General features: G+C 68.8%; 24 protein-coding genes and 1 pseudogene. 7 read left to right on the top strand and 18 right to left on the bottom strand.

Annotated elements, in window-relative coordinates:
• Window positions 1-237: 237 nt before the first annotated feature.
• From IPG50_18155 to IPG50_18140, 4 genes are all read right to left on the bottom strand, one after another.
• Complete coding sequence (locus IPG50_18155; protein ID MBK6694106.1) at window positions 238-1,008, bottom strand: hypothetical protein; 771 nt, start codon at window positions 1,006-1,008, stop codon at window positions 238-240.
• Entirely contained in the window at window positions 1,005-1,781 is a 777-nt protein-coding gene (locus tag IPG50_18150; protein ID MBK6694105.1) for a hypothetical protein, read from the bottom strand. The genes IPG50_18155 and IPG50_18150 overlap by 4 nt, the downstream gene beginning before the upstream one ends.
• A gap of 68 nt (window positions 1,782-1,849) precedes the next feature.
• On the bottom strand, window positions 1,850-2,026 hold the full coding sequence (locus IPG50_18145) for a hypothetical protein (protein ID MBK6694104.1): 177 nt from the start codon (window positions 2,024-2,026) through the stop codon (window positions 1,850-1,852).
• Between the two features lie 23 nt (window positions 2,027-2,049).
• On the bottom strand, window positions 2,050-2,433 hold the full coding sequence (locus IPG50_18140; GenBank protein MBK6694103.1) for a hypothetical protein: 384 nt from the start codon (window positions 2,431-2,433) through the stop codon (window positions 2,050-2,052).
• A 247-nt stretch (window positions 2,434-2,680) separates the two neighbouring features.
• Here IPG50_18140 and IPG50_18135 point away from each other — a divergent pair, with 247 nt between their 5' ends.
• On the top strand, window positions 2,681-3,316 hold the full coding sequence (locus IPG50_18135) for a hypothetical protein (protein MBK6694102.1): 636 nt from the start codon (window positions 2,681-2,683) through the stop codon (window positions 3,314-3,316).
• Window positions 3,317-3,761: 445 nt separating this feature from the next.
• Here IPG50_18135 and IPG50_18130 read toward each other — a convergent pair whose 3' ends face one another.
• Genes IPG50_18130 through IPG50_18120 form a run of 3 tightly spaced genes read right to left on the bottom strand, consistent with a single transcriptional unit; the run spans window position 3,762 to window position 7,149 of the window.
• Window positions 3,762-5,069 carry a sigma 54-dependent Fis family transcriptional regulator gene (locus IPG50_18130; GenBank protein ID MBK6694101.1) on the bottom strand — a complete coding sequence of 436 codons (1,308 nt, stop codon included), beginning with the start codon at window positions 5,067-5,069 and terminating at the stop codon, window positions 3,762-3,764.
• 54 nt (window positions 5,070-5,123) lie between these two features.
• Complete coding sequence (locus IPG50_18125) at window positions 5,124-6,077, bottom strand: hypothetical protein (protein ID MBK6694100.1); 954 nt, start codon at window positions 6,075-6,077, stop codon at window positions 5,124-5,126.
• A complete protein-coding gene (locus tag IPG50_18120; protein ID MBK6694099.1) occupies window positions 6,007-7,149 on the bottom strand; it encodes a DUF2330 domain-containing protein in 1,143 nt (380 codons plus the stop codon). Before IPG50_18120 ends, IPG50_18125 begins: the two co-directional genes overlap by 71 nt.
• 93 nt (window positions 7,150-7,242) lie before the next feature.
• Here IPG50_18120 and IPG50_18115 point away from each other — a divergent pair, with 93 nt between their 5' ends.
• Entirely contained in the window at window positions 7,243-8,103 is an 861-nt protein-coding gene (locus tag IPG50_18115) for a hypothetical protein (protein MBK6694098.1), read from the top strand.
• Between the two features lie 40 nt (window positions 8,104-8,143).
• Here IPG50_18115 and IPG50_18110 read toward each other — a convergent pair whose 3' ends face one another.
• Window positions 8,144-9,061, bottom strand: a complete 918-nt coding sequence (locus IPG50_18110; GenBank protein MBK6694097.1) for an SUMF1/EgtB/PvdO family nonheme iron enzyme — start codon at window positions 9,059-9,061, stop codon at window positions 8,144-8,146.
• A 64-nt stretch (window positions 9,062-9,125) separates the two neighbouring features.
• Between IPG50_18110 and IPG50_18105 the strand changes: the two genes are divergently transcribed.
• Together IPG50_18105 and IPG50_18100 are read left to right on the top strand one after the other, a co-directional pair.
• Window positions 9,126-9,983 (top strand): hypothetical protein, encoded by an 858-nt coding sequence (locus IPG50_18105; GenBank protein ID MBK6694096.1) that lies wholly within the window; start codon window positions 9,126-9,128, stop codon window positions 9,981-9,983.
• Window positions 9,983-10,300: a hypothetical protein gene (locus tag IPG50_18100; protein MBK6694095.1), complete on the top strand. Its 318-nt coding sequence runs from the start codon at window positions 9,983-9,985 to the stop codon at window positions 10,298-10,300. Before IPG50_18105 ends, IPG50_18100 begins: the two co-directional genes overlap by 1 nt.
• 6 nt (window positions 10,301-10,306) lie before the next feature.
• Here IPG50_18100 and IPG50_18095 read toward each other — a convergent pair whose 3' ends face one another.
• Both IPG50_18095 and IPG50_18090 read right to left on the bottom strand, forming a co-directional pair.
• Window positions 10,307-11,038 carry a glutathione peroxidase gene (locus tag IPG50_18095; GenBank protein ID MBK6694094.1) on the bottom strand — a complete coding sequence of 244 codons (732 nt, stop codon included), beginning with the start codon at window positions 11,036-11,038 and terminating at the stop codon, window positions 10,307-10,309.
• A 58-nt stretch (window positions 11,039-11,096) separates the two neighbouring features.
• A complete protein-coding gene (locus IPG50_18090; GenBank protein MBK6694093.1) occupies window positions 11,097-12,524 on the bottom strand; it encodes a dihydrolipoyl dehydrogenase in 1,428 nt (475 codons plus the stop codon).
• A 153-nt stretch (window positions 12,525-12,677) separates the two neighbouring features.
• On the opposite strand from IPG50_18090, the gene IPG50_18085 reads away from it, so the two are divergent.
• A complete protein-coding gene (locus IPG50_18085) occupies window positions 12,678-14,024 on the top strand; it encodes a DUF4272 domain-containing protein (protein ID MBK6694092.1) in 1,347 nt (448 codons plus the stop codon).
• Between the two features lie 4 nt (window positions 14,025-14,028).
• Here the strand turns inward: IPG50_18085 and IPG50_18080 are convergent, their stop codons facing one another.
• The 3 genes and pseudogenes from IPG50_18080 to IPG50_18070 all read right to left on the bottom strand — a co-directional run bounded on the left by IPG50_18080 (window position 14,029) and on the right by IPG50_18070 (window position 18,151).
• Window positions 14,029-15,411 (bottom strand): sigma-54-dependent Fis family transcriptional regulator, encoded by a 1,383-nt coding sequence (locus IPG50_18080; GenBank protein ID MBK6694091.1) that lies wholly within the window; start codon window positions 15,409-15,411, stop codon window positions 14,029-14,031.
• A gap of 70 nt (window positions 15,412-15,481) precedes the next feature.
• Window positions 15,482-17,081, bottom strand: a pseudogene (locus IPG50_18075) (HAMP domain-containing histidine kinase).
• A complete protein-coding gene (locus IPG50_18070; protein MBK6694090.1) occupies window positions 17,078-18,151 on the bottom strand; it encodes an SRPBCC family protein in 1,074 nt (357 codons plus the stop codon). The pseudogene IPG50_18075 and the gene IPG50_18070 overlap by 4 nt, the downstream one beginning before the upstream one ends.
• Window positions 18,152-18,360: 209 nt before the next feature.
• On the opposite strand from IPG50_18070, the gene IPG50_18065 reads away from it, so the two are divergent.
• Window positions 18,361-19,074 carry a fatty acid desaturase gene (locus tag IPG50_18065; GenBank protein ID MBK6694089.1) on the top strand — a complete coding sequence of 238 codons (714 nt, stop codon included), beginning with the start codon at window positions 18,361-18,363 and terminating at the stop codon, window positions 19,072-19,074.
• Window positions 19,075-19,087: 13 nt separating this feature from the next.
• Here the strand turns inward: IPG50_18065 and IPG50_18060 are convergent, their stop codons facing one another.
• Window positions 19,088-19,477 carry a hypothetical protein gene (locus IPG50_18060; GenBank protein ID MBK6694088.1) on the bottom strand — a complete coding sequence of 130 codons (390 nt, stop codon included), beginning with the start codon at window positions 19,475-19,477 and terminating at the stop codon, window positions 19,088-19,090.
• 298 nt (window positions 19,478-19,775) lie between these two features.
• On the opposite strand from IPG50_18060, the gene IPG50_18055 reads away from it, so the two are divergent.
• Window positions 19,776-21,911, top strand: coding sequence for an EAL domain-containing protein (locus IPG50_18055; GenBank protein ID MBK6694087.1), 2,136 nt, complete (start codon window positions 19,776-19,778; stop codon window positions 21,909-21,911).
• 49 nt (window positions 21,912-21,960) lie between these two features.
• Here IPG50_18055 and IPG50_18050 read toward each other — a convergent pair whose 3' ends face one another.
• Genes IPG50_18050 through IPG50_18035 form a run of 4 tightly spaced genes read right to left on the bottom strand, consistent with a single transcriptional unit; the run spans window position 21,961 to window position 25,273 of the window.
• Window positions 21,961-22,407, bottom strand: coding sequence for a DUF393 domain-containing protein (locus IPG50_18050; protein ID MBK6694086.1), 447 nt, complete (start codon window positions 22,405-22,407; stop codon window positions 21,961-21,963).
• Window positions 22,408-22,412: 5 nt separating this feature from the next.
• Window positions 22,413-23,624, bottom strand: coding sequence for a S1 RNA-binding domain-containing protein (locus IPG50_18045; GenBank protein ID MBK6694085.1), 1,212 nt, complete (start codon window positions 23,622-23,624; stop codon window positions 22,413-22,415).
• A 37-nt stretch (window positions 23,625-23,661) separates the two neighbouring features.
• Window positions 23,662-24,309, bottom strand: coding sequence for a DTW domain-containing protein (locus IPG50_18040; protein ID MBK6694084.1), 648 nt, complete (start codon window positions 24,307-24,309; stop codon window positions 23,662-23,664).
• 13 nt (window positions 24,310-24,322) lie between these two features.
• Window positions 24,323-25,273 (bottom strand): hypothetical protein, encoded by a 951-nt coding sequence (locus tag IPG50_18035; protein ID MBK6694083.1) that lies wholly within the window; start codon window positions 25,271-25,273, stop codon window positions 24,323-24,325.
• Window positions 25,274-25,319: the final 46 nt, after the last annotated feature.

Genomic DNA, 25,319 nt, shown 5'->3' with positions numbered 1-25,319 from the left:
AGCAGCCCGAGAACGAGTCGAGATCAGTCGGTGGGCCACCGCAGCCCAGTGGCGGGCGGATTGAGCTCAATGTCGGTCGGATCTAGGCCTTGTCGCCCAGTGCGCTCGTGGCCCAGGGGCCGCGAGCTGCCTCGTGCCTGCCGTGCTTGTCGCGAGTGTAGTGTACTTGCCAGAGAGCGAGCGCGCCGCTCTTGAGTGGCGACCACGGCGTCACGCCGGGCCCCAGCTCGCGAGCCCTCACGGCGCGACGTAGGTTCGAAACGCGAGATCCGCGAAGCCCGCGTCTTGAGAGACGTAGGTTGACGCTCGACCCGCCGCGTATCCTTCGGTCTGGTGCGTACCGAACAAGAATCGAGGCTCGGCCTGCGGCGAGAGTGGATTGGGCGTCCACAGCTCCAAGGCGTACGTCTCACCGGCCTTCACGTGCATGCAGTCGCTCCTTAGGTCGAACAGCACGCCCGCTTGGTTGCCGAGGTCGGGTACAGCGGTGCAGTCCATTGGCAAGAAGGCCACAGCGCCCGTCGCCACGACGTTCGTGCCCTGCCACACGTTGAGTCCAAGCCGGTCGCCGGGGGCCGCATGGCAGCGACGCGCCGAAACTTCGATGGCCGTGAGGTACCCCGAGGCGCCTGCGACGAAGGTTTGTTTTGCGCCCCGGGTCGCCGCGCTCACGGCGCCGGATGTCGACTGGTCCAAGACGCTCACCCCGGGCGAGCACACCGGCGGGGTGATCGCCTGCTCGTAGCCGCTGTCGGTCGCTGGCCACGTTCGCGTCCTCGGACCGTCGACGGAAGCATCGACGGCACGCTGCTGCACATCGACGCCAGCGTCCGATGGGGCCGCGGAGCTGCCGGTTACGTTGGGTGGCGCCTCAGGTGTCACGCCAGGCTTGGCTGAGGGACCGTCCTCGCCCCCGCCCCCGCCCCCGCCCCCGCCCCCGTCGACGGCGCCCGCGCAGGCGGCCAGCGTACTTGCCACAACGACGGTAGTGATGATGAGTCGGCTCATGGCTGCACGTAAATCTTGAAGGTTTCGTCGCCCCCGATGTTGCTCGCGTTGATGTTCCAGAATCCGTCGAAGTAGCTGAGCGCGGCGCCGCGCGGGTAGGAGTCGTACAGCGCGCCGATTCCCGTTGGGCCGGTCCCTCCGGTGAGGAAGTGCGTGTCATCGACCCGTTCGACGATGAACGTGTAGTCGTGTTCGGCCCTCACGGCAGCGCACGAGGCCGTCAGGTCGAAGGTCGAAGGCCCCCGCTGGCTGGGGTGAAGCAAGGGGAGATAGACGGTGATCTCGCAATCGGTAGCGGCAGGGGCGCGGAGCTCGCTGGTCGCCAGCCGTGGCCCGTCGACCCCGCGCCCTTCGAACACCTGAAGGCGCAAGCGTCCGTCGGCCTCGTCCCCGCATCGATAGATCGCTATCTCGATGGCCGTCAGCGCTCCGTCTTGCGTTGGGCGAAAGGTCTGCCCGAAGCCGCCGGGCCCGGACTCGAAGGGCGAGCCCCAGAATCGGACGCTGTTCTGCTTGGTCACGTTGGCCTGGTCGACGCGCTCGCGGGCTCCGTCGCGACACACCTGCGGCGGCGGCGATGGGGCGGGCGGGGCCGCGCTCGCGGATGCCGCCGTGGGCGCGGTCGTCTTCACGTCTTCCGCACCTGTCGCGCTCGCGGGCCCCGGCGACGTGCTGCCTGCGGGGTCGTCGAGCTCTCCGAGGCGTGAGCGTCCACCACACGCAACGAGCAACGAAAAGAGGAGCCAAACATCGGCGCGGGCGGGACTTGGCACGCGCGACCTATGGCATGCGCGCAGGTGGGGGCCAGCCGACCTCGCGCAAATTGCGCCGCCGCCCTCTACTACCTACTGCCTCCGTAGTTAGCACGCGCCTCGGCTTCGGCGCGCGTGATGTCGCCACGCCGCACCTGCTCCAAGAGCTCGCCCTGGACGTCGCGCACCTCGCCCTTCTCGAGGCGCTCGAGCGATCGCTGCGCTGCCTCCCTGTCGCCGCGCGCGAGGGCCTCGTCGAGACGCACGACCTCTTCGAGGGCGCCTAGACTCAGCTGACTGAACTCGCCGCGTCGCAACGTCCCACGGAGGAGCTCGAGCATCGGTGGCTTCGGACCCACGGTGGCGTCGAGCAACATCCGGAACGCGTTTCCCACGACGCGGAGCGCGTCGTAGCCGTTGAGCCCCAGCCGACGACGGGTAGGAAGCGCGTGACGAAGTCGGTGATCATTCCGCAGTAGTCGGCCACGCGGCCAGGGCCCGCGCCCGCGTCTTCGACCTTCTTCGTCACCATGCCCGCGACGGGACCCGTCCCGTCCAGCAACTTGCCCAAGAATCCCAAAAGCGGGTCGTCGGGGAACATGCGGAAGAGCTCGTAGAGTCCGGCGATGCCGAGCGCACCTTTCGCGAAAGCCTTCGTGGCCTTGGGAGACAAGGCGTTCCAAAGAGGAGACCCGCGACGGAAGAGAAGTGGACGTAACCCTCGATTGCGAACCTATCGCTTAGGCTCCATGGGTTCCAACGGGACTGGAAGCCGGACCCGAAGTGAGGCGACTTCATGGGCCGCGCCGATCTGGTCCACGTCGGCGGCACCAACGGCACCGAGTACCGGCTCAACTGGGTCGGCGCGGCATCAGAAATAGTTCCGTGGGCCGCGCTCGCGCCGCTGCTACCCCTTCCGCATGATCGATCGGAAGGTCGGCGGAGACGTGCCCGCCGCATGGATGTGCGTGCAAGAGGACGCGGACGAGCACGCGCTGACGGGCCGTGTGAGCCTCCCGATTCTCGTGGTTGCACTCGCGCTCGCGGGCTGCGCGGGCTCGTCGTCGAGCGCTTCGAGCGGCGACCTTCCACCGGGGCGCATGACGATCACGCCGGCGGTCGGCGGCGCTTCGTTCGACCCGCGGTGCGTCACGTCCGCCGCGCTGATCGGAACCATGTTGAATGTATCGTGCGGTGCGGGTCAGGAGACTTACGCTGCGATCGTGATCCGCGCGTACCACGGCCCCGGCACATACACCCTCACTTCGTCTGACGATGGCACGGTGCAGTTCGTCGACGTCGAGAGCGTGCTCTTCGGTATCCCCAAGCGCCAGCCGGGAGTGCCGGCTACGAAGTGCGCCGCGGAGATCAAGGGTCCAGCATCACCTGCTCGCGGAGACGTCATCAGCGGCACGTTCCATTGCGACAACCTCATGGGCAACCGCCTCTACGGCGACGGCGGGTACCAGCCTCCGGTGTACCGGGCCGTCGACGGTTCGTTCGAGGCACCGACCTTCGCGAGCGGTCACGCGGATCAGCGCGGACAGCCTGAATAGAGCACGTTGGCGTACTTCACCGCGCGGCCGGCCAGTGAGGACGGCGACGTGCCGCCGCCGCCATCGAGCGGCGGCGTTCGGACGCTGACCGTGTTCGTGGCGTCCAATGGCAGAGAGTCCAATGACCCGAGCTCTGCCGAGGTCCGCTGACGTCGGACGCGACCGCGACGTGGCGCCATGGGTCTTTCGTGAGTGTTGCCTCTCATCCGAGAGGTGGACCCGGGCTTTCTCGAGTCGCGCGCCCCTTCGTCGTCAGAGGCGAAGCCGGATGCGAGTGCACAGGGCCCACTCCCGGCCACGACGGCCGCGCCGCCAGGGCCCGCATCGCAAGGTGATGGCTGTGCGGTCGTGCCCACCAAAGCGGAGAGCGCCCCGTGGTCGCTCCTTGCGCTCGGCGCCGCGTTTGCGCTCTGCCTCGGGCGCCGCCGCCGGGCGCGCGGCGGCGCTACTTCTGCCGGCGCGCCTTGAGCGCCTGGAAATACCGATGCGCGAGTCCCGAGGCGCGCGCGGCTCGCGTCACGTTGCCGTTGTGCTCGCGCAAGATTTGGTCGACGTACGCTTGCTCGAAGCGCACGACGACCTCTTGCCGCGCCTGCACCAGGGGAAGGCGCTTGGCGAGGACCTCGGCGACGACGTCCGTCGTGTCAGCCTCGGGCGGCAGCGACTTGGAACGTGCCCCGACGTCGAGCTCGCCGGTCGCGAGGTGGCGGGCCACGGCGTTCTCGAGCTCGCGCACGTTGCCCGGCCACGGGTAGGCCTCGAGGTGCGCCACCAAAGACGACGGGACGTCGCCGGTGCCGTGGGCCGCTGCCCAGAAGTGACGCGCGAGCACGGCGATGTCTGCCGCGCGTCGCCGGACCGGCGCGATCTCCACGCGCGCCGCCGCCAGCGCGAAGAAGAGATCTTCGCGGAAGAGCCCTCGCTCCACGGCGCGGTCGAGGTTCGCGTTCGTCGTCGTCAGAATGCGGACGTCGAGCTTGAAGGCCGCGCCGCCGACGCGCTGCGCTTCGCCCCGCGCGAGGGCGCCGGCGAGGCGCCGTTGGATGTCCGGCGTCAGCTCGCTCGGCTCGTCGAGGATGAGCGTGCCGCCTTGCGCTTGTTCGAGGAGGCCGGCCTTGCCGTCGGGCGCCGATGGCAACATGCCCGGCGCGGCGCCGAAGAGCAGCGCCGCCGACGCGTGCGGATCCTCCGCCAGCGCGCTGAACGTGACGAGCGGGCCCTGCGCACGGACGCTCCGTGCGTGAAGCTCCTCGGCGAGCAGCTCCTTGCCGGTGCCCGTCTCGCCTTCGATGAGCACGTGCATCTCGGCCTTCGCGAGCTTGTCGGCGAGCGCGAAGAGGCGCCTCATCTCGATGGAGCGACCCACCATGCGACCAAAGCTGTCGGCCTCCGGGGGGGCGGCGTCGGCCGGCGCGTCGACGTCGGTCGTGGCGAGCTGCGAATCGCCGATCTCGATGGTGTCGCCGGGGACGACGTAGGCTTCGCGCACGCGCACGCCGCGGACGAAGGTGCCGTTGGTCGAACCGAGGTCGCGCACCAAGAGCCCCTCGGGCGTTTGCTCGAGCGCCAAGTGCCTCCGCGATACGCGACGGTCGCCGAGCTTGAGCGCGCAGCTCTGGCTCGTGCCGACAAGCAGCTTGTCACTGGGAAAGAGCGTTCGCTCACTCCCCGTGTCGGGGCCAGCTAGCACGCGCAAGACGACGGCGCGGGGAGGGGTGACGCTGCGATCGTGACGTTCAGTGCTGTGGTCCATGATGGCTCCGCGAAAGACGAGGACGACGCGAGGAAGGCGCGAGGATACCGGAACTCACTTGAGCTTGAAGTCGAGCTCATAGGAAAGGTCGGGCACCGACGCGGGATCGAAGACCTGGGCACCTTCGTTTTCGAGGATCACGAGGTAATCGGCGTCGGCCGGCATGGGCCCCCGGATTTCCGAGTCGCTCGTTGCCCCGCCCGCGTTGTCGTTGGTGAGCACGGCGGTCTTCGACGTCAGGTTGAAGAGCGACATGCGGGAGTCGAGGGCCGACGGCTGCGCCTTGCGCGCGGCCTTGACGACGATCTCAACGGACGTGTCCTTCTTGGCGCTGAAGGTGAACAGGGCAACGCTCGACGCAGTCGGCAGCGCCCCCGTGACCATTTCCGGCAACGTGACCTTCTTCGGTTGAGGCGTGAGGCGCCTCGCGGACAGCGAATACGTGTGTTTCGGGCCGCCGGCGTGGGCCGAGGACGACGCGGGGACGTTCCGCGCGTCGCGCACCGCCGCGACGAACTTGCCGGGCCGAAGGACGAAGTGTTCGAGCGTGGGCACCACGCTCGCGGCGCCAGCCTTCACGAGCACCGTGGGGTTCAGGTTGTTTTCCGCCGTGTCGAAGACCGTCACGTGCGGCACGTAGGGCGAGCCCTTCGCGTCGAGGGTCCACTGCCACAACTCTCCCGGCGCCAGCGAGAGCGAGAAAATGTCAGCGTCATCAGCCGGGTCGATGGCTCCTTGCATGATCCCCGGAACGGTCATCGTGTTGGTCTCGGGCGTCCCCGCTTCCGAGAGCGCGCCGTTGTTCGGCTCCGCTTCGTCTTGCAAGGGACCGGTGCCTTCCGCGTCACCGACGGTTGTCCCCGCGTCAGAGCCGAGGGGCCCGTCCAGGGCGGAAGCCGCATCGGAGGCAGGCGCCCCGGCGCTTGTCCCTGCATCGCTAGAGCAGGCGTGGGAGGCGAAGGTGATGGGGCCGGCGAAGAGCAGGGAAAGGGTGGCGAGGCGTCTCATGCCGGGGCCTATACCATCGGACGGCGCCGCTTGCGGAGGCGCCAGACGAAGAGGAGGATGGCCGGAAGGATGAGCTCCAAGGGCAAGAAGAGCTCCCGTCCTTGTAGATTACAAATGGGGGAGGGCGAACGCGCGCGTCGCCGGGACCGAAGAACACGTCCTCGCGTGCGCGGAGGCTCGTCTCGTCGACGATCTGCGTGACCCAAGGCTTGTCCGGCAAGGTAACGCCGGCGAGCGTCGCCGCTAGCGGCGCGGCGGCGACGGCATCCGCGAAGCGCGTGCTCGCGCTGATCCAAGGCGCTGCACCGGCACCGAGCGCGCCGTCGAGCCGTCGCGGGCCGACCAAGAAGAGGCTCAGCGTTCGCCCCGGCACGGCCGCCGCGTCGCTCGGCTCACGGTACGGATAGAACGGTCGCTCGCTTTTGAACGAGAGGCGCACGGCCGTGGGAGCGATGGGGACGGCGATGGCACCCGGCCCGGCGACGTCGGGCCTTTCGTAGCGGAACGCCGTAAGCGTGTAACCGGCATCAACGTAGGGTTTCAGCCAGTCGCGGAGCGCTGGCCGGAATTCGAAGCCGCGCTCGCCGAGCCAACGGCCCAGCGCGTCGGCGTCGGTGGCTGCGAGCACCGTGGCGTCCATGCCGGCGACGCGTGTCTCCTCGAGGACTCGAACGGCTTCCGCCGGAGCTGAGGCGGCGACTGTCTCGGACTTGCTTCGCATCGACAGAAAGAGCAGCGACGGAAGCACCGACCAGCGTGCTTCTTCGACGACCTCAGGCTTCGTGAGGTTGGCGAGCGCGTCGAAGACCGCGGGGCTCGCCTCCGCGAGCTTGGGACGCGTCGGCGTCGGCACGAGGAAGCCGAAGCTCTTCACGCTCGTGTCGAAGATGGCCTTGCGGACGAAATGCTCCTCTTTGTGGGCCTCGTCCCAAACGATGAGCGCCTCTTCACCGCGAATGCGCAGCGGCGGCTGATCTTTCGGCATCGCCGGCGCGCACGCGTGCGTCGTGGAAGGCCTGGCGATGGCCGACAGGGAGGCCAAAAACGCCATGGCCACGCGCAATTTGCGCAAGAAATTACCCTGTCGAAAGCCTTGCGGACACTTACCCACGATGCCACACCGTTGCTCGTCCAAGAGCCCGGAGCCAACCCCATGAAGCTTGCCATGCATTCTGCACTTTTCCTTCTCGCCGCCCTCGCTGCCGCGCCCGGTTGCGCATCGTCGCCCGGAGAGGAAGCGGATGCCACCGATGGCGAATCGGAAGAAGCTCTTTCGGCGTCCGCGAAGAAGGTTGTTGGCCTGTACTCGGCGAAGAGCGGCGTGCGGCCGCCGACGTTCCGTTCGCTGCGCCTCAGCGCGTGGGGCGACTTCGAGGCGACCGTCGACAGCGGCATCCGCTGCGCCGTGGCGCCTTGCCCGTCCTTCACGACCTTCTACGGGACGTTCACCGCGGGCACAAAGTACCTCACGCTGAAGGCCTCCGAAGGCGTCGACGCCGGCGGCTATGCGGGGCGCTACCGGTATCAGACGACCACCGATGGTGGCATCCACCTCACGCGCTCCGGCGCCGCGTGGAGCAATTGGTCGAACGACCTCGAGCGCGCGCCCGGCATCTTGCCGGACGACGCGACGCAAGTGATCGCCGAGAGCCCCGGCGGCGGCTTCATGCGCCCGGCGCCGGCGGGGTCGAACTGCGCCGGCCAGCAGAAGTACAAGCTCGACGTCGCCACCAGGGCGTTCACCTATTCGTATTGCGTCTTCGCCAACAACGGCCCCTGGCTCACGACGAGCGGCTCAAAGACCCTCACGAAGAAGCAGGCCGACAGCGTCCTCGAAGCCTTCTCACACGCGTCCATCTACGTCGGCGACAGCTGCGGCGCCGACAAACCGCTCCTCAAGGTCAGCGTCAAGTCGCCGGCTGGCACCAAGACGTACACGGATTCCTTCTACGCGTGCCACAACGATGGCGAATACATCGAAGGCATCGGCGAGATCTTCTCCGTGATGGGTGGCCTCTCCAAGTGACGCGCTGACGGCGCGCGGCCCGACGCAGGCGCATCGATCGCTACGTCGGGTCGCTGCAGCAGCGGAAGCCGATGGAATAGTCGCTGTAGTCGAAGGGGTGCGCGATCGTTCGATACGCGCACCCCTCGCCGTGTTCCGCCGTGTCGAGGTAATACCCGCCCTGGAAGGTGCCGTTGGGATCGGCCGTCCATTCGTGCAGGTTGCCGACCATGTCGAACAGGCCGTAGTCGTTGACGCAACCCTCGTGCGAGCCGGTCTTGCTGACGGTGTTCGGCAGCTGGTTGAGGCGTGGATCGTTGAGCTCGGTCCTGCCCCAGCCCTTCTTGAGCGTGCTCGCGTGAAAGACCATCATCGGGGCCGTCCCGCGGTCGCGGCAGCGGCGCGGCTCCTTCTTCTTACCGTAGGGAAACGCGAAGCCCTGTGAGCCTCCGCATGCGGCGCGCCACTCGGCCGCCTCGCAGAGTCGTTTTCCTGATGCGCGGCACGCGGCGAGCGCCTCGGGCCCTTTGATGTAGGCCTGAGGCGTCGCAGCGGCGACGCTCCGCGCAAAGAACTTCTGGCCCGATGGCGGTGACTCGAAGGGCGAGACCGCTTCTTCCGTGCCGTCGTCCTTTCGAGTCACGAGCGAGGCCTCCCAGCGATCGACGCAGACGCGCTCGGCGACGAGCGCCATCTCCGTGGGGCACGCGCCCTCCTTCTTGCGTGGCGGCGTCTTCCCTTCGTCGACGGGATGAAACTTCGCCGGCGCAAACTTGGCGATGACCTCTTCGAGCGAGCCAGGCGCGCCGGCGACCAGCGTACGCTTCGCGCCACGCATCACCCGCCCCAGCGCCTTGAGCGCTTCGTCGACCTGGGCGCGCGATTCCTCCGGCGCCTCGTCCGGTGTCGCAGCGCCGCTCGTGATGGCCAGGAGGGCTCCGCTCGAGAGGATGGCCAGGGTCACAAGGCGTCGCGACATCCACGTACAGTAGCGCAAGGCGCGCCATGAAGGCCGGCGCTCGTAGGCCGGTGTAGACTGACGCATGCTTCGAATTCACCACTCGCTCGGCGCGGCCTGCCTCACGGCGGTGCTTGGCGCCGTCGCCGCCTGCTCCTCCGACGAGACGACGTCAGCGCCGCGGGTCTTTGGCGATGGCGGCGTCGATGCCACCGTCGCTCCGCCGAGCGACGCGCCCCGTGAGGGGCCCGACGCGAAGGCCACGTTCTCGTTCGGCAGCAACGGCCGCGACCTCGCGACCTCCATCGCGGTGACGGCCGACGGCAACGTCGTGGTTGCCGGCAATTTTCAGGGAGCTATTCCTTTCGGGCCCGTGACCATTTCCGCCGGGGCCACCTCGCCGCGCGACGGCTTCGTGGCGTTCCTGGACGAAGCGCTGAAGCCTCAGAAGGGGTTCGCATTCTCCACCGGAAACGCCTTCCTCGCGTCCGTGGGCGACAATCAGGTCGCCGTCGTCGCGTCGCTCGGCGCGTCCACGCAGATCGGCGGCAGCGCAGTCGCCGCCCTAGACGCGCGCGACGTCGCCGTCATGGCGTTCCGCTCCAACGGCGACCTGCAAGGGCACCGCATCGTCGGCGGCCCCGGAGACGATGAGATCTTCGCCATGGGGACGTCGGGCGACGGCGAGCTAGCGCTCCTCATGGACGGCCAGTTTCAGCTTGGTCGGCGAATCCGGGGGAACATGGCTCTCCGGCATTCTCGCGCTTCTCGCCGACGGGCGTCCCGCTCCGCTCGGGGCTCTGGTCGACCGCTGCGGGCGACGCCCCGTTGGGCGGTCACGTGCTCCAAGACGATGACGGCACCGTGCTCTTCGCCGCATCCATCAAGGGGCCCGTCTCGTTCGGCGGTCGGGACGTGCCTGGCGAAGGCGGCGTTGTGGTGATGCGCATCCAAGCCGATGGTGGCGTCACTTGGGCCAAGCGGCTTGGCGGCCCGCACGTTCCCGCTTACCCAAAGGTTCGTCGCGACGCGTCGGGCGATCTCGTCGTGCTCTCGGCGCTCGACTCGGCCGCCGCGCCGATGGTCTACCGCCTGAGTCCCACCGGGGACGTGCGCGCCGCCATCAAGCTCAAGCCCATCGCCAAACTTCGCGAGCTCGTCGACGTCGCGCCTTCGGCGGGCGATTGGGCCGTGGTGGGCCACACCGAAGACGCCGCGGGACACGAAGACGTCGTTGTCGTTCGTTACGCTAGCCTGTGACCTGCCTCAGCGCTCGTCGAGCTTAAGGAGAGCCTTCGCGAGCTCGTCAGCGCCACCGACGTACTGGCCATCGATGAAGATCTGCGGCGTCGTCGCGCGGCCACTCACCGCGCGGAGGCGTCGGGGCGACGCCTCGATCTCTTCGTAGGCGAGCCCTCGCTCGCCGAGGAGCGTCTTCGCCTTCGCGCAATAGGAGCAGCCGGCGCGCGAGAACATCACGATGTCGTGGGTCTTGGCCTTGGGGGCCACGAATCGCAACATCGTGTCGGCGTCGGAGACTTGGAACGGGTCGCCTTCCACCTCTTGTTCGATGAACATCTTCGTGATGACGCCGTCGTCGACGAGCATCGAGTAGCGCCACGAGCGCGGGCCGAAGCCGAGGTTCCGCTTGTCGACGAGCATGCCGAGCGCCTGCGTCAATTCGCCGTTGCCATCGGGAAGGAAGCGGACGCGGTCAGCCTTTTGATCCTCTGCCCAAGCGTTCATGACGAAGGCGTCGTTGACGGAGACGCACACGATGTCGTCGACACCGGCGGCTCGGAAGGCGTCGGCCAGCTCGTTGTACCGCGGGACGTGGCTCGAAGAGCATGTCGGTGTGAAGGCGCCCGGGAGGGCGAACACGACGACCTTACGACCCGCGAAGAGCTCCTTCGTCGAGACGTCGCGCCAGGCGGCGCCGTCGCGGGTCTTGAGCGTGAGGTCGGGGATGCGGGTTCCTTCGAGGTTCTTCATGGCGATTCCTTTCGCGTGGTCGTCTTGAGGTCTTTGGTGGGGTTGTCTTCTTAGGTCGTGCGGATCACAGCGAGCGACGCTTGGCGCGCTCGCGGAGCTTGCTGTCGGCGTCGCGGAGCGCGGTGCGGAGGCCCTCCTCCACGACCGGGTGGTAGAAGGGCATGCCCAGCATCGCGCTCGCGGTGAGCCGGCTCTGATGGGCCCAGGCGAGCAGGTGGGCCATGTGTTCGGCGCGCGCGTGAGCGAGCTCGGCGCCCAAGAACTCGCCTGTCGTCTCGTCGAAGTAGAGGTGGCCGCGGCCGCGAGTTTTGTCCGTGATGCGGCTTCGCCCCTGGTCCGCGAAGTCGATGGCGCCGACGACGAAGTTCGCGCCGCGAGCCAGGAGCGCGCGGTGGCTTTCGCCCACGATGGCGAGGTTCGGATCCGTGAAGGTGATCGCGAGGGCGCTTCGCCGCGCTTGCGCCACGACGGCCGGATGGCGAGCCGCGTTGTCGCCGGCGATGCGGCCCTCGTCGGCGGCCTCGTGCAGGAGCGGCCGGATGCCGCTGACGTCGCCAGCGAAGAAGACGGCGCTGCCGCCCGATTGGAGGGTGCCCTCGTCGACAATGAAAACGCCGTTCGCAAGCGTCGCTCCGGACTTTTCGAGGTCGAGGCCGCGGAGGCGAGGCCGGCGGCCGGCGGCGATGAGCGCAACCGCGAACGTTCGTGTGATCGCGCCTTCCGCTTCCTGCGTGGTGACGCGAACACCGGCAGCTCCGTCCGGGTCCACCCGTGTGATGCGCGCGGCGGCGTCGAAGGAGAACTCTCGTCCAAGGGCCTCCTTGGCCGACGCTGCCACGGCAGGATCGGTGAGGGGGCCAACGGCGCCGCCCCGGCCATAGACGTGCACGCGGACCCCGAGGCGCGCGAGCGCTTGTCCGAGCTCGAGGCCGATGACGCCCCCGCCAAAGACCGCTGCTGACTCCGGCAGCGTCTCCCAGGCGAAGACGTCATCATTGACGATGAGGCGATCTCGGATGGCGTCGAAGAGGCTGGGCACAACGGGCTCGGAGCCCGTGGCGACGACGACGGCGGTTGCGCGAACGACCTCGCGGCCGCCGCCTTCGAGCGCCACGTCCAGCGTTCCCGGCGCGACGAAGCGGGCGGTGCCGCTCCGCTTGTCGCCCGCGGCGATGGCGTCGACGCTGTCTTTGACGAAGCCGACGAAGCGGTCGCGCTCCCGCTTCACTCGGTCCATCACGCGTCGGCCGTCGACGCTCACGGTGGCGTCGACGCCGAAGAGGGCTGCGTCGCGCGCCGTGTGGGCGACGTCGGCCGCCGCGATGAGCAGCTTGCTAGGCATGCAGCCGACGCGGGCGCACGTCGTGCCATAGGGGCCTCCCTCGATGAGGAGTGCCCGTTTTCCACGAGCGATTGCGGCGCGGTACGCGGCCAAGCCCGCGGTCCCGGCACCCAAAACGGCCACGTCGACGACGGTTTCCTTCGCTTCCATGCTCGCTTCTTCCTCCGGCGGTCCGTCCCGGGGACGTCACCGACAAGGGGGAGCATGGGGCGCGTGCGGCGATTCTTCCAATATATCGAGTGTATTGAGTTGATAGTCTAGTCGTATCAGGCGCGCCCGAACGGCAAGCCCTACCATGGCGCGATGGACGCGGACCCGGCGTGGGCGAACGAGGGGGCGCTGCGGGCCGCGTTTTTCACGGAGAGCGACGAACGGCGCCGCGCCGTCATTGGTGGCTTCGCTGTCGGCGACGCTGCGCACCGGTCGACGCTGCTACGGCTTGAGAAGGCCGAGCGGATGGCCCTCTTCTCTTTCGGCACGCGCGCGAACTGGGGGGCCCACGGGCTCGTGATCCGAGCCGCGAGGCTCGCCCTCGAGGCGGCGCGAAGGGGCGACGGCGCCGCCGTACTTTCCCTCGCGGAGGACCTCATGGCGGTGCGCGGCGTCGCCCCGGAGGTCCACATGAGCTGCCTCGAGGTCCTCTGGCGCGCGCCGGCGCCTCGTCTCATGGCGGCGCGTTCGATCGCGGCGGCCGCCGTGGCCGGAGCGAGGGAGCCGGCCATCTTCCACGAGGCGCTTCGCGTCGCCGTGAAGGTTGGCGACGACGCGTTGGCGGAGACCTGCCTTCGTCACGGCGCCCGCTACGGGGCCGACTTGTCCCGCGTGCGCACCGATCCCGAACTCGCGCTGCTGGCGAGTCGCGCCGCCTTCGGTCAGGTGCTCGCGATGTCGGAGGACGAGCGTCGCGCGGCGAACCTGCAACGGCTCGCCGACGCCGTGCCTGCCCCGCGGCCCACGGCGCGCGCTGTCTTGGAGCGCGCCCTCTTGCTCTCCGCCATCGCGTGGCGGGCGTCGCTGCCGAACACGCAGCCGCTCGTCGTTGGCGGCTACCTTCCGAAGGCGGAGCGCCGCAAGCAATCGCTGTGCGAATGGCTACGTCGCCACGCGCGCGAGCAGGGGACTCCCGCCGAATGGGCTTACCTCGAGGCGCCGCTCGAGACGTCGCAATCGTCGGAGGACGTGGACCGCTCTTGGTCGATTGAAGCGGCGGCGGTGCTCGCGTGGGCGCTAGGCCGAAGGCGCGCGCCGCCGCTCGAGGGAAAGGTGGAGCCGGAGGAGCTGATGCAGTCGCTGGGGCTCGGTACCAAGGCGGGCGTGGCACTGCTTGAGCACGCTTCCTGGAATGAGCGCTTCGACGCCATCGCCTTCGCGAGGCAAGCCTTGGCCGTCCATTGGCGAACGGTCGAAGCGCGCGTCCGGCCGGGCCCCCTGGACGTCTCGACCTTCGCGGCGCGGCAGGGACTCGCTCCGTTCGACTTTGGTCGCGCGCGCATAGAAGCCGGGGATCTCGTGGTGGCCGGAAAGCCCATCGCGGCGGCCAAGGCGGGAAAGGTGGACCGCCTCGAGAGCCTCGCCCTCGAGCGCCACCGCGCCGCGCGTTGGCTCTGTGGTCTCGACGCGGAGTGGAACGATGGCCTCGTCGTGACCTAGCGATCTACTTGAGCCCGTAGCGGGCCATCTTGTTGAGGAGGCCCTGCCGCGAGAGGCCGAGGCGCGCCGCCGCGTGGCTTCGGTTGCCGCCGTCCTTGGCGAGGGCACGTTCGATCTCCGTTTTCTCGAGCTCGGCGACCTTTTGATCGAGCGGGGCGTCGTCGGCCACCGCGGCGTTGGAGGTCGCCGCCTTGCGGCGCCGAAGCTCTGGCGAGAGGTCGTCTTCCAAGATCTCGCTACGGCCGCCGGCCATCACCATCGCGCGCTGCATCTCGTGGCGAAGCTCGCGCAGATTTCCGGGGAACGCGTACTCCTCGATGCGACGCGCCGCCTCCGCCGAGAGACGCGGCGTTGCCGACGCCGGGACCAGCGTCCTTGCGAGGTTCAAGAAGTGTTGCGCCAATAGCGGCAGATCGCCGATCCGATCGGCGAGCCGCGGCAATGCGATCTCGATGCCGCGAATGCGCCAGTAGAGGTCGTCGCGAAAGGCCTTCTGCTCCATCATCTCCGTGAGCGGCTTGTGCGTCGCTGACACGATGCGCACGTCGACGCGCTCCGGCTTCGGCGCCCCCAACGGCTGGATCTCGCCGCTCTCGAGGGCCCGGAGGAGCTTCACCTGGAGCGACGGCTCGAGATCGCCGATCTCGTCGAGAAAGAGCGTGCCGCCGTGCGCCTGCGCAAAGAGGCCCTTGGCGTCGGCGACGGCGCCAGTGAAGGCGCCGCGGCGGTGGCCGAAGAGCGTCGACTCCATGAGCTCGCGGGCGAAGGCGCCGCAGTTGACGGCGACGAAGGGGCCCGCGTGCCGTGGGGACTGCGCATGGACGTACCGCGCGAACACCTCCTTGCCGGTGCCTGATTCGCCGGTGATGAGGACCGGAACGTCAGTCCTTGCAGCGCGCTCCGCCAACGTGCGCGCATCGACGAACGCGGGCGCCTCTCCCAAGAGGCCGACGGCGGCGCGATCGCCGATCATGACCTCGGCCTCGAGCTCCCGGACGCGATCTTCGAGCGAGAGGCGAGCCGTGGCGCGCGCGCACACCGCGACGAGAACGTCGGGGTCTACCGGCTTAGACAAAAAATCGTGCGCGCCGCGCTTCACCAAGGCGAGCGCCAGCGAGCCCTCGCCGGCACCCGACGCGACGACCACCTTGGCCGTCGGCACGAGGCGCAACATGAGCTCGAGGAGCCGGGCCCCCGCTTCCGTCGTACCCGTTGGGGGCAGCATCAAGTCGAGGATCACGAGCCGAGGCTTGTGCTTCTCGAAGGTCGCCGCGGCTTCGGGCTCGCTAGCGGCCGTGATGACCTCGTAGCCCTCGGCACGAAGGAGCTCTTCGTAGACCGTTCGGAAGGCCTTGTCGTCGTCGACGAGCAGGATCGTTTCGCGCACGTACGTGACCGTATCACTGGGCCCTCGGCCGCCGCGCGCCGGATCACCCGGCGGCTTGCCGGGCCAGCGCTCAGTCGGTCGTGGGCCAGCGCGCCACGAATCGCGTGCCGCGGGCTCGTCGCTCGTGGGATAGCGCTCCGCCGTGACGCTCGAGCCACCGCGCAGCGATGGCGAGGCCGAGGCCCGTTCCGGGCCGCTTCGCGTCGCGACCGCGGCCCGTGACGAAGGGCTCGAAGAGGGCGTTTTCGATCTCCTTGGGCACGCCGGGGCCGTCGTCCTCAACGACGAGCCGGAGCTCGCGGTCGCCACGCTCCAGGGTCACGCGAACGGGCGGCAAGTCGGGGTCGCCTTCGACGGCGAAGCAGGCGTTCGACACCAGGATCGTCACCACGTCGCTGAAGGCGTTGCGATCGGCCGTTGCTACCAGCGAGGCCTCGCCCGAGAACTCGACCCTGGGCGCGCCGTCGCCGATCGATCGAAGGACGCTTCCGGTGGCCAGCTCGGCGGCGGCGCGCGCGTCGAAGCCTCGGATGTCGAGCGGTCGCGGCTTTCCGTAGCGCAAGAGGTCGTCCAAGAATCGCTTGGCGCGGTCGACCTCATGACGGATCCCGTCGAGCGACGCCGTGGCCGCGCCGCTCTTCTCCAAAAGTTTGACCTGCGCGGCGATGACCCCCAGCGGATTTCGAATTTCGTGCGCAACGGCGGAGACGACGCCGCCGAGCGCCGCGAGGCGCGCTGCCTGATCGGCTCCGGGTCTCGGTGCGCTCGACTCGATCGGCGAGCTCGGGGACGGTGATGGGGCTTTGGAAGAGCGCGCGCGCCGCTCCTTCCACGAGCAGCATGCGCAAGGGCTCGAGCGGAAGCGCCGCCACGAAGACGACGAACGCGAGCCAGAGGATGGACGCGCCGCTGCCCGTCGCGATCGGCACCGCGCCGCCCGGCAGCAGCCACGGCAGGGCGGCGATGAAGGCCGTGAGGCCCACGGCGGAGAGCGCCGCCGTGATGACGGCTTGCACGGCGCCCTGCACGAGGCGCTGGCGCACACGCAGCTCTTCGCCCGAGAACACCGCGTATCCCGTGAGCGCGATCGCGGCGAAGAGCGGCGGCGCAGACCATTCGACGCGGCCCATGGACCAAACGCGGAGCGCGATGGCGCCTCCGCCGCCGAGCGAACCGAAGGCACACGACAAGAGCACGGCGAGGCGTCGAGGGCGCTCCAGCGAGCTTGCGTCGCGCACAAGGCGAGCCAGCAAGACGAGCGTTGCGACGGTCACGCCGCTCGCCACGACGGCCAACGGCAGGAACACCGGGCCGGGGCCTCGCGCGCCCTCGCCGTAGAGCAGCCGCGGCGCGAAGAAGCCCGTGAGCGCGACGAGCACACCGAAGCCGTAGGCGAGCGTCACGGAGCGACGGCGTGGTGCGCGTTGCCGGGCCACGTCGGTGCCGGCGTGCAGGACGGCGCCGGCGAGGAGCATTCCGAGCGGGAGTACGCGCTCGGCGATGCGTGCGCCGGTCAAGAGCAGGATGAGGCCCGTGGCCCAGACTGCGAGCCCGCTCGAGAGGACCACGAGCCCGCCGCGCGTCTCCTTGCCGAGCCGAAGGGCGACGAGGCCGATGGTGAGCGCCACGACGCAGAGCGGAAAGAACGTGAGGACGATGGCCGGCGTCATGACGTCGCGAGGGCGCCTCGCCGCTCTCCGTGGGCCTCCGGAAAGCAGCGTCGCCGTCGGCCAGTGGCGCCAAGCACGAGCGGCTTTTCCATGCGGAAGAAGTCCGTGGCTAAGCGCCGGAAGGAACGCTCCGTCTCCCACTGGAAGAGCGGCCGGAAGAGCACGTGATCAACGATGCGTCCGAGCGCGCCCCAGCGAACCTCGTAGGTGTACGAAGTCGAGAACTCCACAAGGCCTTCCGCGACGCGGCGATAGAGCCAGAGGCCCACGCCGCGGGCGATGAGCGAACGAGGATCGCGCGACGAAAATTCGAACGTCGATTGACGCTCGGGGCGGTGCAACTTGTACCGGCCTTCGCCCGAGATGGTCATGCCGAGGACCGACTTTCGATAACGCATCCTCGTCCCCGTCTGAATCGGCTCGCCCGGCGCACCGAGCATGATGATGTCATCGAATCGGTGATCCCAGCGAGGGTGAAGGTCGTGATCTTGCGTGAGGCGCCAGAGCTCGCGCACGGTCGTCGGGATTCGAACCGACACGTGGACCGGGCGGGGCGGCGGCAGCGCTCCGGCGACGAGCGTCAGGGCGTCCTTCAGCGTGTGCACGACGAGGCCGAGGGCGATCACCGCGAGAGCGACCCGCAAGGGGAGGGGAGCCTGAGGCGCGAACAAGGCCGCCGTCGGCAAGAGGCGCAGGCTGAAGGCTTCGGCGAGCGCGGCGTGAATCATCGCGCCCACGAGCACGCTCAAGACAATGTGCATGCGGTATTCGCCGTCCGGCAGCCCACCTTGCGAGCGCCTGGCGGCGGGCTCGACGGCGATGTCGGCGATGGCGATGGCGGCGTCGAAGGCGAAGAGCAGAAAGAGCGCGAGCGCCCACGTTCCGGTGAGTCGCACGTTCGGGATCAGGAGGAACTGGAGCACGTAGACGGCGCCGCGGGCGACGTGAATCCACGCCTCGTGGCGGCCCTCGGGGCGGACCGTGAGCCGCGCGTGACGCTCGTGAAATACGACGACGTCGACGGACCCGAGGAGCCCAATGACCAGGAGCAACACCGAGGCGGTAAGCATGGGCGATGCCGGTGCAGGTCGCGTGCCCGTCTCGCCGCGTCGCGAAGTCAGCGAGGCCGCGGTGATGGCAGCGCCCCGAGCCAATGAGACTGTCTACGTCGTGGACACCAACTGCCTAAGGGACGCGGCTCGGGTCAATGTGAGCTCGCCAAACGCGGGCCTATTGCCGGAGCTCGGGGCTCGGCACGGAAATCGCTCCAACGGCGCTCATGAATCCGTCGACGCACACCGTTCTTGGCGATGTCGCGACGCACCTCCTTCGCATCGCGGCCGTCGCCCTCGCCCTGGCGTTCGTCGGCGGGCCTGTGCGCCTCGCGTTGTGTGTCGCGATGTTCCTCGCGCTCTTCACCTTCGCCCACGACCTATCGCATCGGGCGCTGGGCCTCCCTCGCCGCACCAACGCGGCGCTGCTCGCCGTTGCCGGCGCGCTCATGTTGCTCAGCGGGCGCGCCATGCGGCGCATGCACCTCCTTCATCACGCGCGGCCGCTCGCTCCATGCGACATCGAAGGCTTGGGGGCCACGCGTTCCCTATGGGGCTCGTTCGCGTGTGGCCCGGCAACCTTCGTGCGCCTTCGCCGGGAGGCGTGGCGGCGGGCCGCGCCCCACGAGCGGCGCGCGCAGCTCGTGGAACACGTCGCGACCATGATCTTCGCCGCGGCGGCGTTCTCGGGGTCGCTGGGGACCGCCCTGTCCCACTACGCCTTCGTGGCGCTCGCGATGCAGCTCACGGCGAGCTTCTGGGCCTCGTACATGGCGCACCACACGCCCCCGTGGCTCGCTCGCCTCGCCGCGGCCTTCGCCTTTGCGCGCTCGCCCGTGCTCCTCAGCCTCGCGTTCCACGAGGAGCACCATCGGCACCCGGGCGTACCGTGCCACCGGCTTTCGGCGGGCCTCCCAGCGAGGCGCGCACCAGGGCGTTGACCAGGACAACGGCTCACCACGACGGTACACACCAAACGGCGTCTGCGAGCCAGCGACCGTTCACCTCGTGGAAGCCCGTCATGGACTTGCCGAAGACGCTGACGCGGACCACGCGGCCGGCGTCGGTCATCTCCTCTTCGGCCATCTCCCAATCGGGCGTTACGGGGCGGTTGCCGAGGCGCCGCTTGCATGCCTCGAATTCAGCGTCGCCGACCTTGGCGTCCAGCGGCGGGAGGAACGTCTGGCGGAAGCCAGCGAGATCACCGCGCGCCAGCAGCTCCTCTTGCGCCCGGAGCGCGCCTTTCGGTGACGGCTTTGCGGCCGCGCTGGCGGGAGGCGGCCGAGGCGCTCCGCTCCCACTCCCTTGCGGGGGCGGAGCGCGCCTTGCGACACCGGTGTCCAACCTCGCACCTTCGCCTGCGTCGTCGTGGGTCGGCGCGGAAGGGGTGGCCACTTTCGGCGGCGGCCGAGTCGTCCGCGGGAAAAGCGCGAGCCAAAGCGACGTGGCCAGCAGGACGCCGCCGACCACCAGCGAAAGTTTCGTGAAAGGCCTCAAGGGTTCACGGCTTCCGCCGTTCCCAACTGCGGGGGAGCCACGCGTTCGCGCGGCCTTCGGTCCTTGACCCTCGAAGCATCCTCATTCGGAGCACCCTGAAGATCCCATGGAACGTGCACGAATTCTCGTAGTTGATGACGACCCCATGTTGACCATGCTCGCGGCGCATGCGCTCGGCGCCGAAGGGTTCGATGTGGCCGTCGCGGAGCACGCACGGGCCGCGCTGGCGTCGCTGGAAGAGCAGAGGCCCGACCTCATCCTCCTCGATGTGTGCATGCCAGAAACGAACGGCCTCGAGGTGTGCCGCCGCATCCGCGATCTGCCCGGCGGCGGCGGAATTCCCATCGTCATGCTGACGAGCCTCGATGACCACGCGTCCATGCGCGCGGCCTTCGCGGCGGGGGCCACAGACTTCGTCACCAAGCCAGTCAACTATGGCCTCCTCGCTCACCGCGTAAGGTACATCCTCCGCGCGGCCCTCGACTATCGCAGCTCGCGCGCCGGCGCTTCCCGTTTTGCGGTGGTCCAGCGGCTCGCGCGCCTCGCCCAGTGGGAGCTGGAGCTCGACGGAGGACGCTTCCGCTGGTCCCCGGAGGCGAACGCGGTCTTTGGCGTGGCTGACGCCGGCTCCTGGAGCGACCTCCGCGCGCTCCTCGAACGCGTGCATCCCGACGACTACGCCCGCGTCGAGGCCACGCTCCAAGCGGGCGCCAGCCACGCCATCGACTACCGCTTGGTCGACAAGAGCGGCCGCGTTCGACAGATTCACCAAGAGGCCGAGCTGGTCGTCGATGAGACGGGCGGCGTTTGCCTCGTGGGCGCGGCGCAGGACCTCACGGATCTCCGCGAGGTCGAGCGCGGCGTCATCGATCTCGCGTATTTCGACCATCTCACGGGGCTGCCCAATCGCCTCTTCTTTCGTGAGTTTCTCGAACGCGCTCTCACGCAGGCCGAGCGCGGCCGCCGCGCCGCCGCTGTCTTGACCATCGATCTCGATCTCTTCAAGCGCGTAAACGACATGCTGGGGCAGGCCGGCGGCGACACCGTCTTGCGCGAGGCTGCGGCCCGGATTCTCTCGAGCATCCGCGCAGCGAGCGACAGCATGGAGCATCGACTCGCCGCACGCTTGGGCGGCGATGAGTTCGTGGTGGCCCTGGCCGACGTAGCCGACGGCGACGAGGTCGCCGCCATCGCTCGTCGCATCGTCGAACAGTTTCGCGAGAGCTTCACCATCGGCGAGCACCAGATGTTCGTGTCGGTCAGCGTCGGGGTAGCGATGTTTCCCGAACACGGAACTGCCGCCGATACGCTCCTCGAACGCGCCGACGCGGCGATGCACGACATCAAGGAGCGCTCGCGCAACGGCGTGCACTTCTTTACGCCTAGCATTCACGAGCGCGCGCGCCGGAGGTTGGAGCTTGAGTCCGGCCTACGCGAGGCGCTCGACGGCGCTCGCGAGGGCAAGGGCCCCAGTGAGCTCGCGCTCCACTATCAGCCGAAGGTCGGCGTTCCGTCGGGACGGGTCATGGGCGTCGAGGCGCTGCTCCGTTGGACCCGCGCGTCGGGCGGCATTTCCCCGGCCGAGTTCATTCCCGTCGCCGAGGAGACGGGCCTCATCGTCTCGCTCGGCGAGTGGGTGCTGCGGACCGCATGTTTTCGCGCCAAGCAGTGGGCCGACGACGGCCGGCCGCTTCGCGTAGCGGTCAACGTGTCGGCCCGTCAATTCCGCACCCCAGGCTTCGTCGCCACTGTCGAGGACGCGCTCCGCGATTCGGGGCTCGCGGCGTCGTCGCTGGAGCTCGAGATCACCGAGGGGCTGGTGATGGAGGACTCGGAGGCGAGCGGTGTCGCGCTCACGAAGCTGCGCGCGCTGGGCGTTCGTATCGCCCTCGACGACTTCGGCACCGGGTATTCGTCGCTCAGCTACCTCACGTGGCTCCCCATCGACTCGCTCAAGATCGACCGTGCCTTCGTGCGTCACTTGGGCCGCGCCAAGACCGACACCATCATGCAGGCGATCCTGTCTTTGTCGAGAGGGCTCGGCATTGACGTGGTGGCTGAAGGTGTGGAGACGGAGAGTCAGCTCGCGTTTCTCACGCCGCGCGGTCCGCTCGATATCCAAGGATTCTTGTTCGCGAAGCCCATGCCCGAGGCGGCGCTAATGGACTGGCTCGCGCGGCACGACAGAGAGCCACCGCCGACGCCCGATCTCTCGTCGATGCGCGAGACGACGCGCCCGCGCCGCGAGCCCCGTCACGCATCGACGCCACCCGCCGAGTGAGTCGTCGAGCCGCTTGCTCATCTGCTCACCGCTCGGGAGTTGGGCGTCGCTACGGCAAGAACAGGCCGCGCTCTTCGGGCGTCGGCACGCGGCACGCGTCACGCCGCCCGAAGAGGACGAAGCGGACGCGCGCCACGACGCGGTAGCCGGCGTCGGTAAGCCACGCGGGGAGCCGAAGGAGCACGCCAAAGGCTCGGTAGCGGCCGCCCAAGAGGACGAGTGTGCGGAAGACGGCGCGCGAGCGCAGGTAGACGTGACCCTCGTCGATGAGGACGACGGTCGACAGCTCGGTCGGGATCGTGGCGTACCGGGCTCGCAGCGCCGCGGCGGTTGTTCCCTGCAGTGGCGCGTAGCGAAGCCGCCGCTGGCCATCGCGCGCGATGAGGGCGGTGACCACGCGATCGCACAGGCCGCAGACCCCATCGAAGAGGACGATGGGCGTCACGCTCGGCGCGACAGGCGGCGTCGGCTCGTCGGACGGAGCCGCTTCGGCCACGCCAGCTACTTCCGCTTCCTCAGGAGGTCCGCGAAGGTGCCGAGGCCCTTCTCGTTGCTCTTCTCGCGGTGCGCGTTGAACTCGGCGCGCTCCGCGTCGTCTTTGGCGCGGCGCACCGACAGCTTCAGCTTGCCGCCACCGGTCTCGAGGACCTTGGCCGTGAGCTCCGTTCCTTCCGGGAACGCCTTGCGCAGATCGACGCCGCGCGCGACGTCGAGCTCGGCGGCGGGAATCAAGCCGCGCCCGTCGCGGCCCTCGGTGCCGTCGACTTGCACGAAGACGCCGTAGGTCTCGATGCGGGCGACCTTGCCCTTGACGATGGCGCCGATGGCGAGCCCCGCGCCGCCCGCGGAGGGCTTCGGGGCGGGGCGCGCCGGCGCCTCCACGAGCGCCTTGAGCGACAGCGTGATGCGCTTCTGACCCTTGGGAGACTTGGCGCTCGGCTCCTCGTCCTTGATCTCGAGAACCTGCGCCTCGACCTCTTCGCCGGGCTGCAGTCGCTCCGCGGGCTTCACGCCCCGCTCGTGGGAGAGTTCGGAGGCGGGGATGAGGCCTTCGACGCCGCCCAGATCGACGAACGCGCCGAAGTCGCGCACGGCGGTCACAGTGCCGCGCACGGTCTTGCCCTTCTCGAGGGTGGCGAGGACGCGCTCGCGCGACTCGCGCCCTTGCGCGTCGAGGAGCTTGCGGCGCGATAGAACCACGCCGCGGCCGCCGTCTTTGATCTCGGTGACGAGAAACTCGAGCGACTGGCCCATGAGGCCGGGAATGTCGGTGCCGGGTCGCTGCGCGACCTGCGAGAGCGGGCAGAAGCCGCGGACGCCTTTGCCGAGGTCGACCTCAATGCCTCCCTTGTTGGAGCCGGTCACCTTGCCCGTGATCGCGATCTCCGACTCCATGGCTCGCTGGATTTGCCCAAGGTCGCCGCTCTTGCCGAAGGAGTACCCGAGGCGCACGTCGCCGGAGTTTTGATCCACCGAGACGACCTTCGCGCGGACCGTGTCGCCGATCTTGAGGGCGATGGTGCCGTCTTCGGCCCGCACTTCAACGGCCTCGAGCATCGCCTGCCGCTTGCCGTCGAGCTCGACGAAGATCGTCTCGGCGCCGACGTGAACGACGAGGCCTTCGACGACCTCCCCGACGCGCACCGAGCGGTGCATCGTTTGACCCTTGCTTTGCGCCTCGAAGAGCGCCGCGAACGACTGGTCGTCAGACATGGCCCCTATATAGACCGTTTTCGCCGGCGTTGCTTCGTCACCGCGACCAATCGTGGAGCCGCGCGGCGTCGGGCACGCCGCCCGTGACCTCACCCACGGCCAGCATGCCGCGCGACCACAACGTTCGCTCCACCATGACCCGGAAGAGCTGCTCGATGGCGCCGCGCACCTCGGGACCCTCGAGGATTCCCAGGGCGCGCGCCACGGCTTCGAGCGTTGCGAGGCCATAGTCGTGTGCCTCGGCGCGGAGCCGTCGCGGCGCTCGCGCCTCGCCGACGGGGAGCATGACGCATGGCGTCGCCTCGAGGCCGCTCACGCGTTTTCGTACCTTCGACGCTTGCCGCCAGTTGCCGTCGGGCACCACCAGCGTGACGGGGCGTGCGGTGGGCTCGCGGGGGCCAAGCGGCGCGGCGTCCTCGTGGGGAAAGAGCAGGAGCGGCTCGGTGCCGTCCTTCGCCGTGAAGGTCGTGACCGCGCCCTCGTGGCCGCGCACGAGGACCTCGCTGTTGACCAGGCACTCGGTGGCGAGCCGGCCCGAGTTGGTGGGTTTTCGATCCTCGTAGCGATGGGTGATGAGCACGACGCGCGTCCGCGTCTCGATGCGCGGAATGAGCGCGCAAACGCAGAGCGTGCGGTGCATGTGGCAGCGCGCGCAACGCAGCGCGCCGTTGGCTCGGCGGCTCATCGTCGTCGGATCGTCAGTCGAGCGGGACTCGCATGAGGTTGTCCTTCTTCGGGCCATCGAGGGCGACCAGCGCGACGCGCTTTTCGCCGGGGAGGATGACGAGCCCTTCGGTCTTTTCGTCGTCGCCGTTGAAGGGCAGCTTCCATTTTTCGTCGGCTTCGGCAGCGTCGTCGTCCTTGTCGAGGAGGGGAAGTCGGGCGATGGCGCGCGACTCGTCGCTGAGCACGTAGAGGCCGCCGGGCCCTACGGCGAGCTCGCTGATGTCGGCGAAGTTGTCGGCGTCGCCCTTTAGGCGCCACGCCATCAGCGGCACCATCGTCGACGCTCGGCCTTCGGTGGGAAACCTCGCGTTCGCGGCCTCGCTGCCGGGCCGGTATCCCGAGGCACGCTCACCTTCGGGCCCGAACTCCACGATGCGTTTCGGGTCCTTCTCTTTGGCCACCAGAACGTGGCCATTCTTGAGCAACACGAGGCCTTCGCCGCGCGAGTTGGCGCTGTCGTTCCACGCAGCGGTCCACTCTTCGTTCGTCACGGGCACGCGCAACGTGACGGTGTGGACCAGCTCGCGTCCTTCTCGATCGAGGACGAAGATGCGTCCCGGGTTTTCTTCGAGGAGGAACAGCCGCCCGGAGCCATCGGAGGTAATGCCCTCCCATTGAGCGCCGCGCGGGTTCGCCGGGAACGCGCCGGTGAGGTCTCGAAGCTGGTCGTCTGCGAAAGAGACCTTGCGGCCGTCGAGGCTGCCATCGACGGCGATTTTGAAGTCGCGGTCCCCGAGGCTCAGGAGTTTGCCGTCGCGGAGGCCCAGCGCCGACACCTCGAGCAGTGGAGGGGTGCCGGCCCCCGAGACCTCTTGCTGCTTGACCCGCACCTCGCCGAGGTCGCTGCCAGGCTCCTCAGCCTCCGTCGCGCCGGGCGCTCCACAAGCAACGGCGAAACCCAACGTGAGGAACAGGGGGCGCACGATGTCTGGCTCTTGCACACCTCGCACCACCCATTGGAGTGGAAAG

The sequence above is a fragment of the Myxococcales bacterium genome (genome assembly GCA_016703425.1).
Lineage (GTDB): Bacteria > Myxococcota_A > Polyangia > Polyangiales > Polyangiaceae > JADJCA01.
The sequence above is the reverse complement of the archived record's forward strand: the minus strand, read 5'-3'. Positions and strand labels throughout refer to the sequence as shown.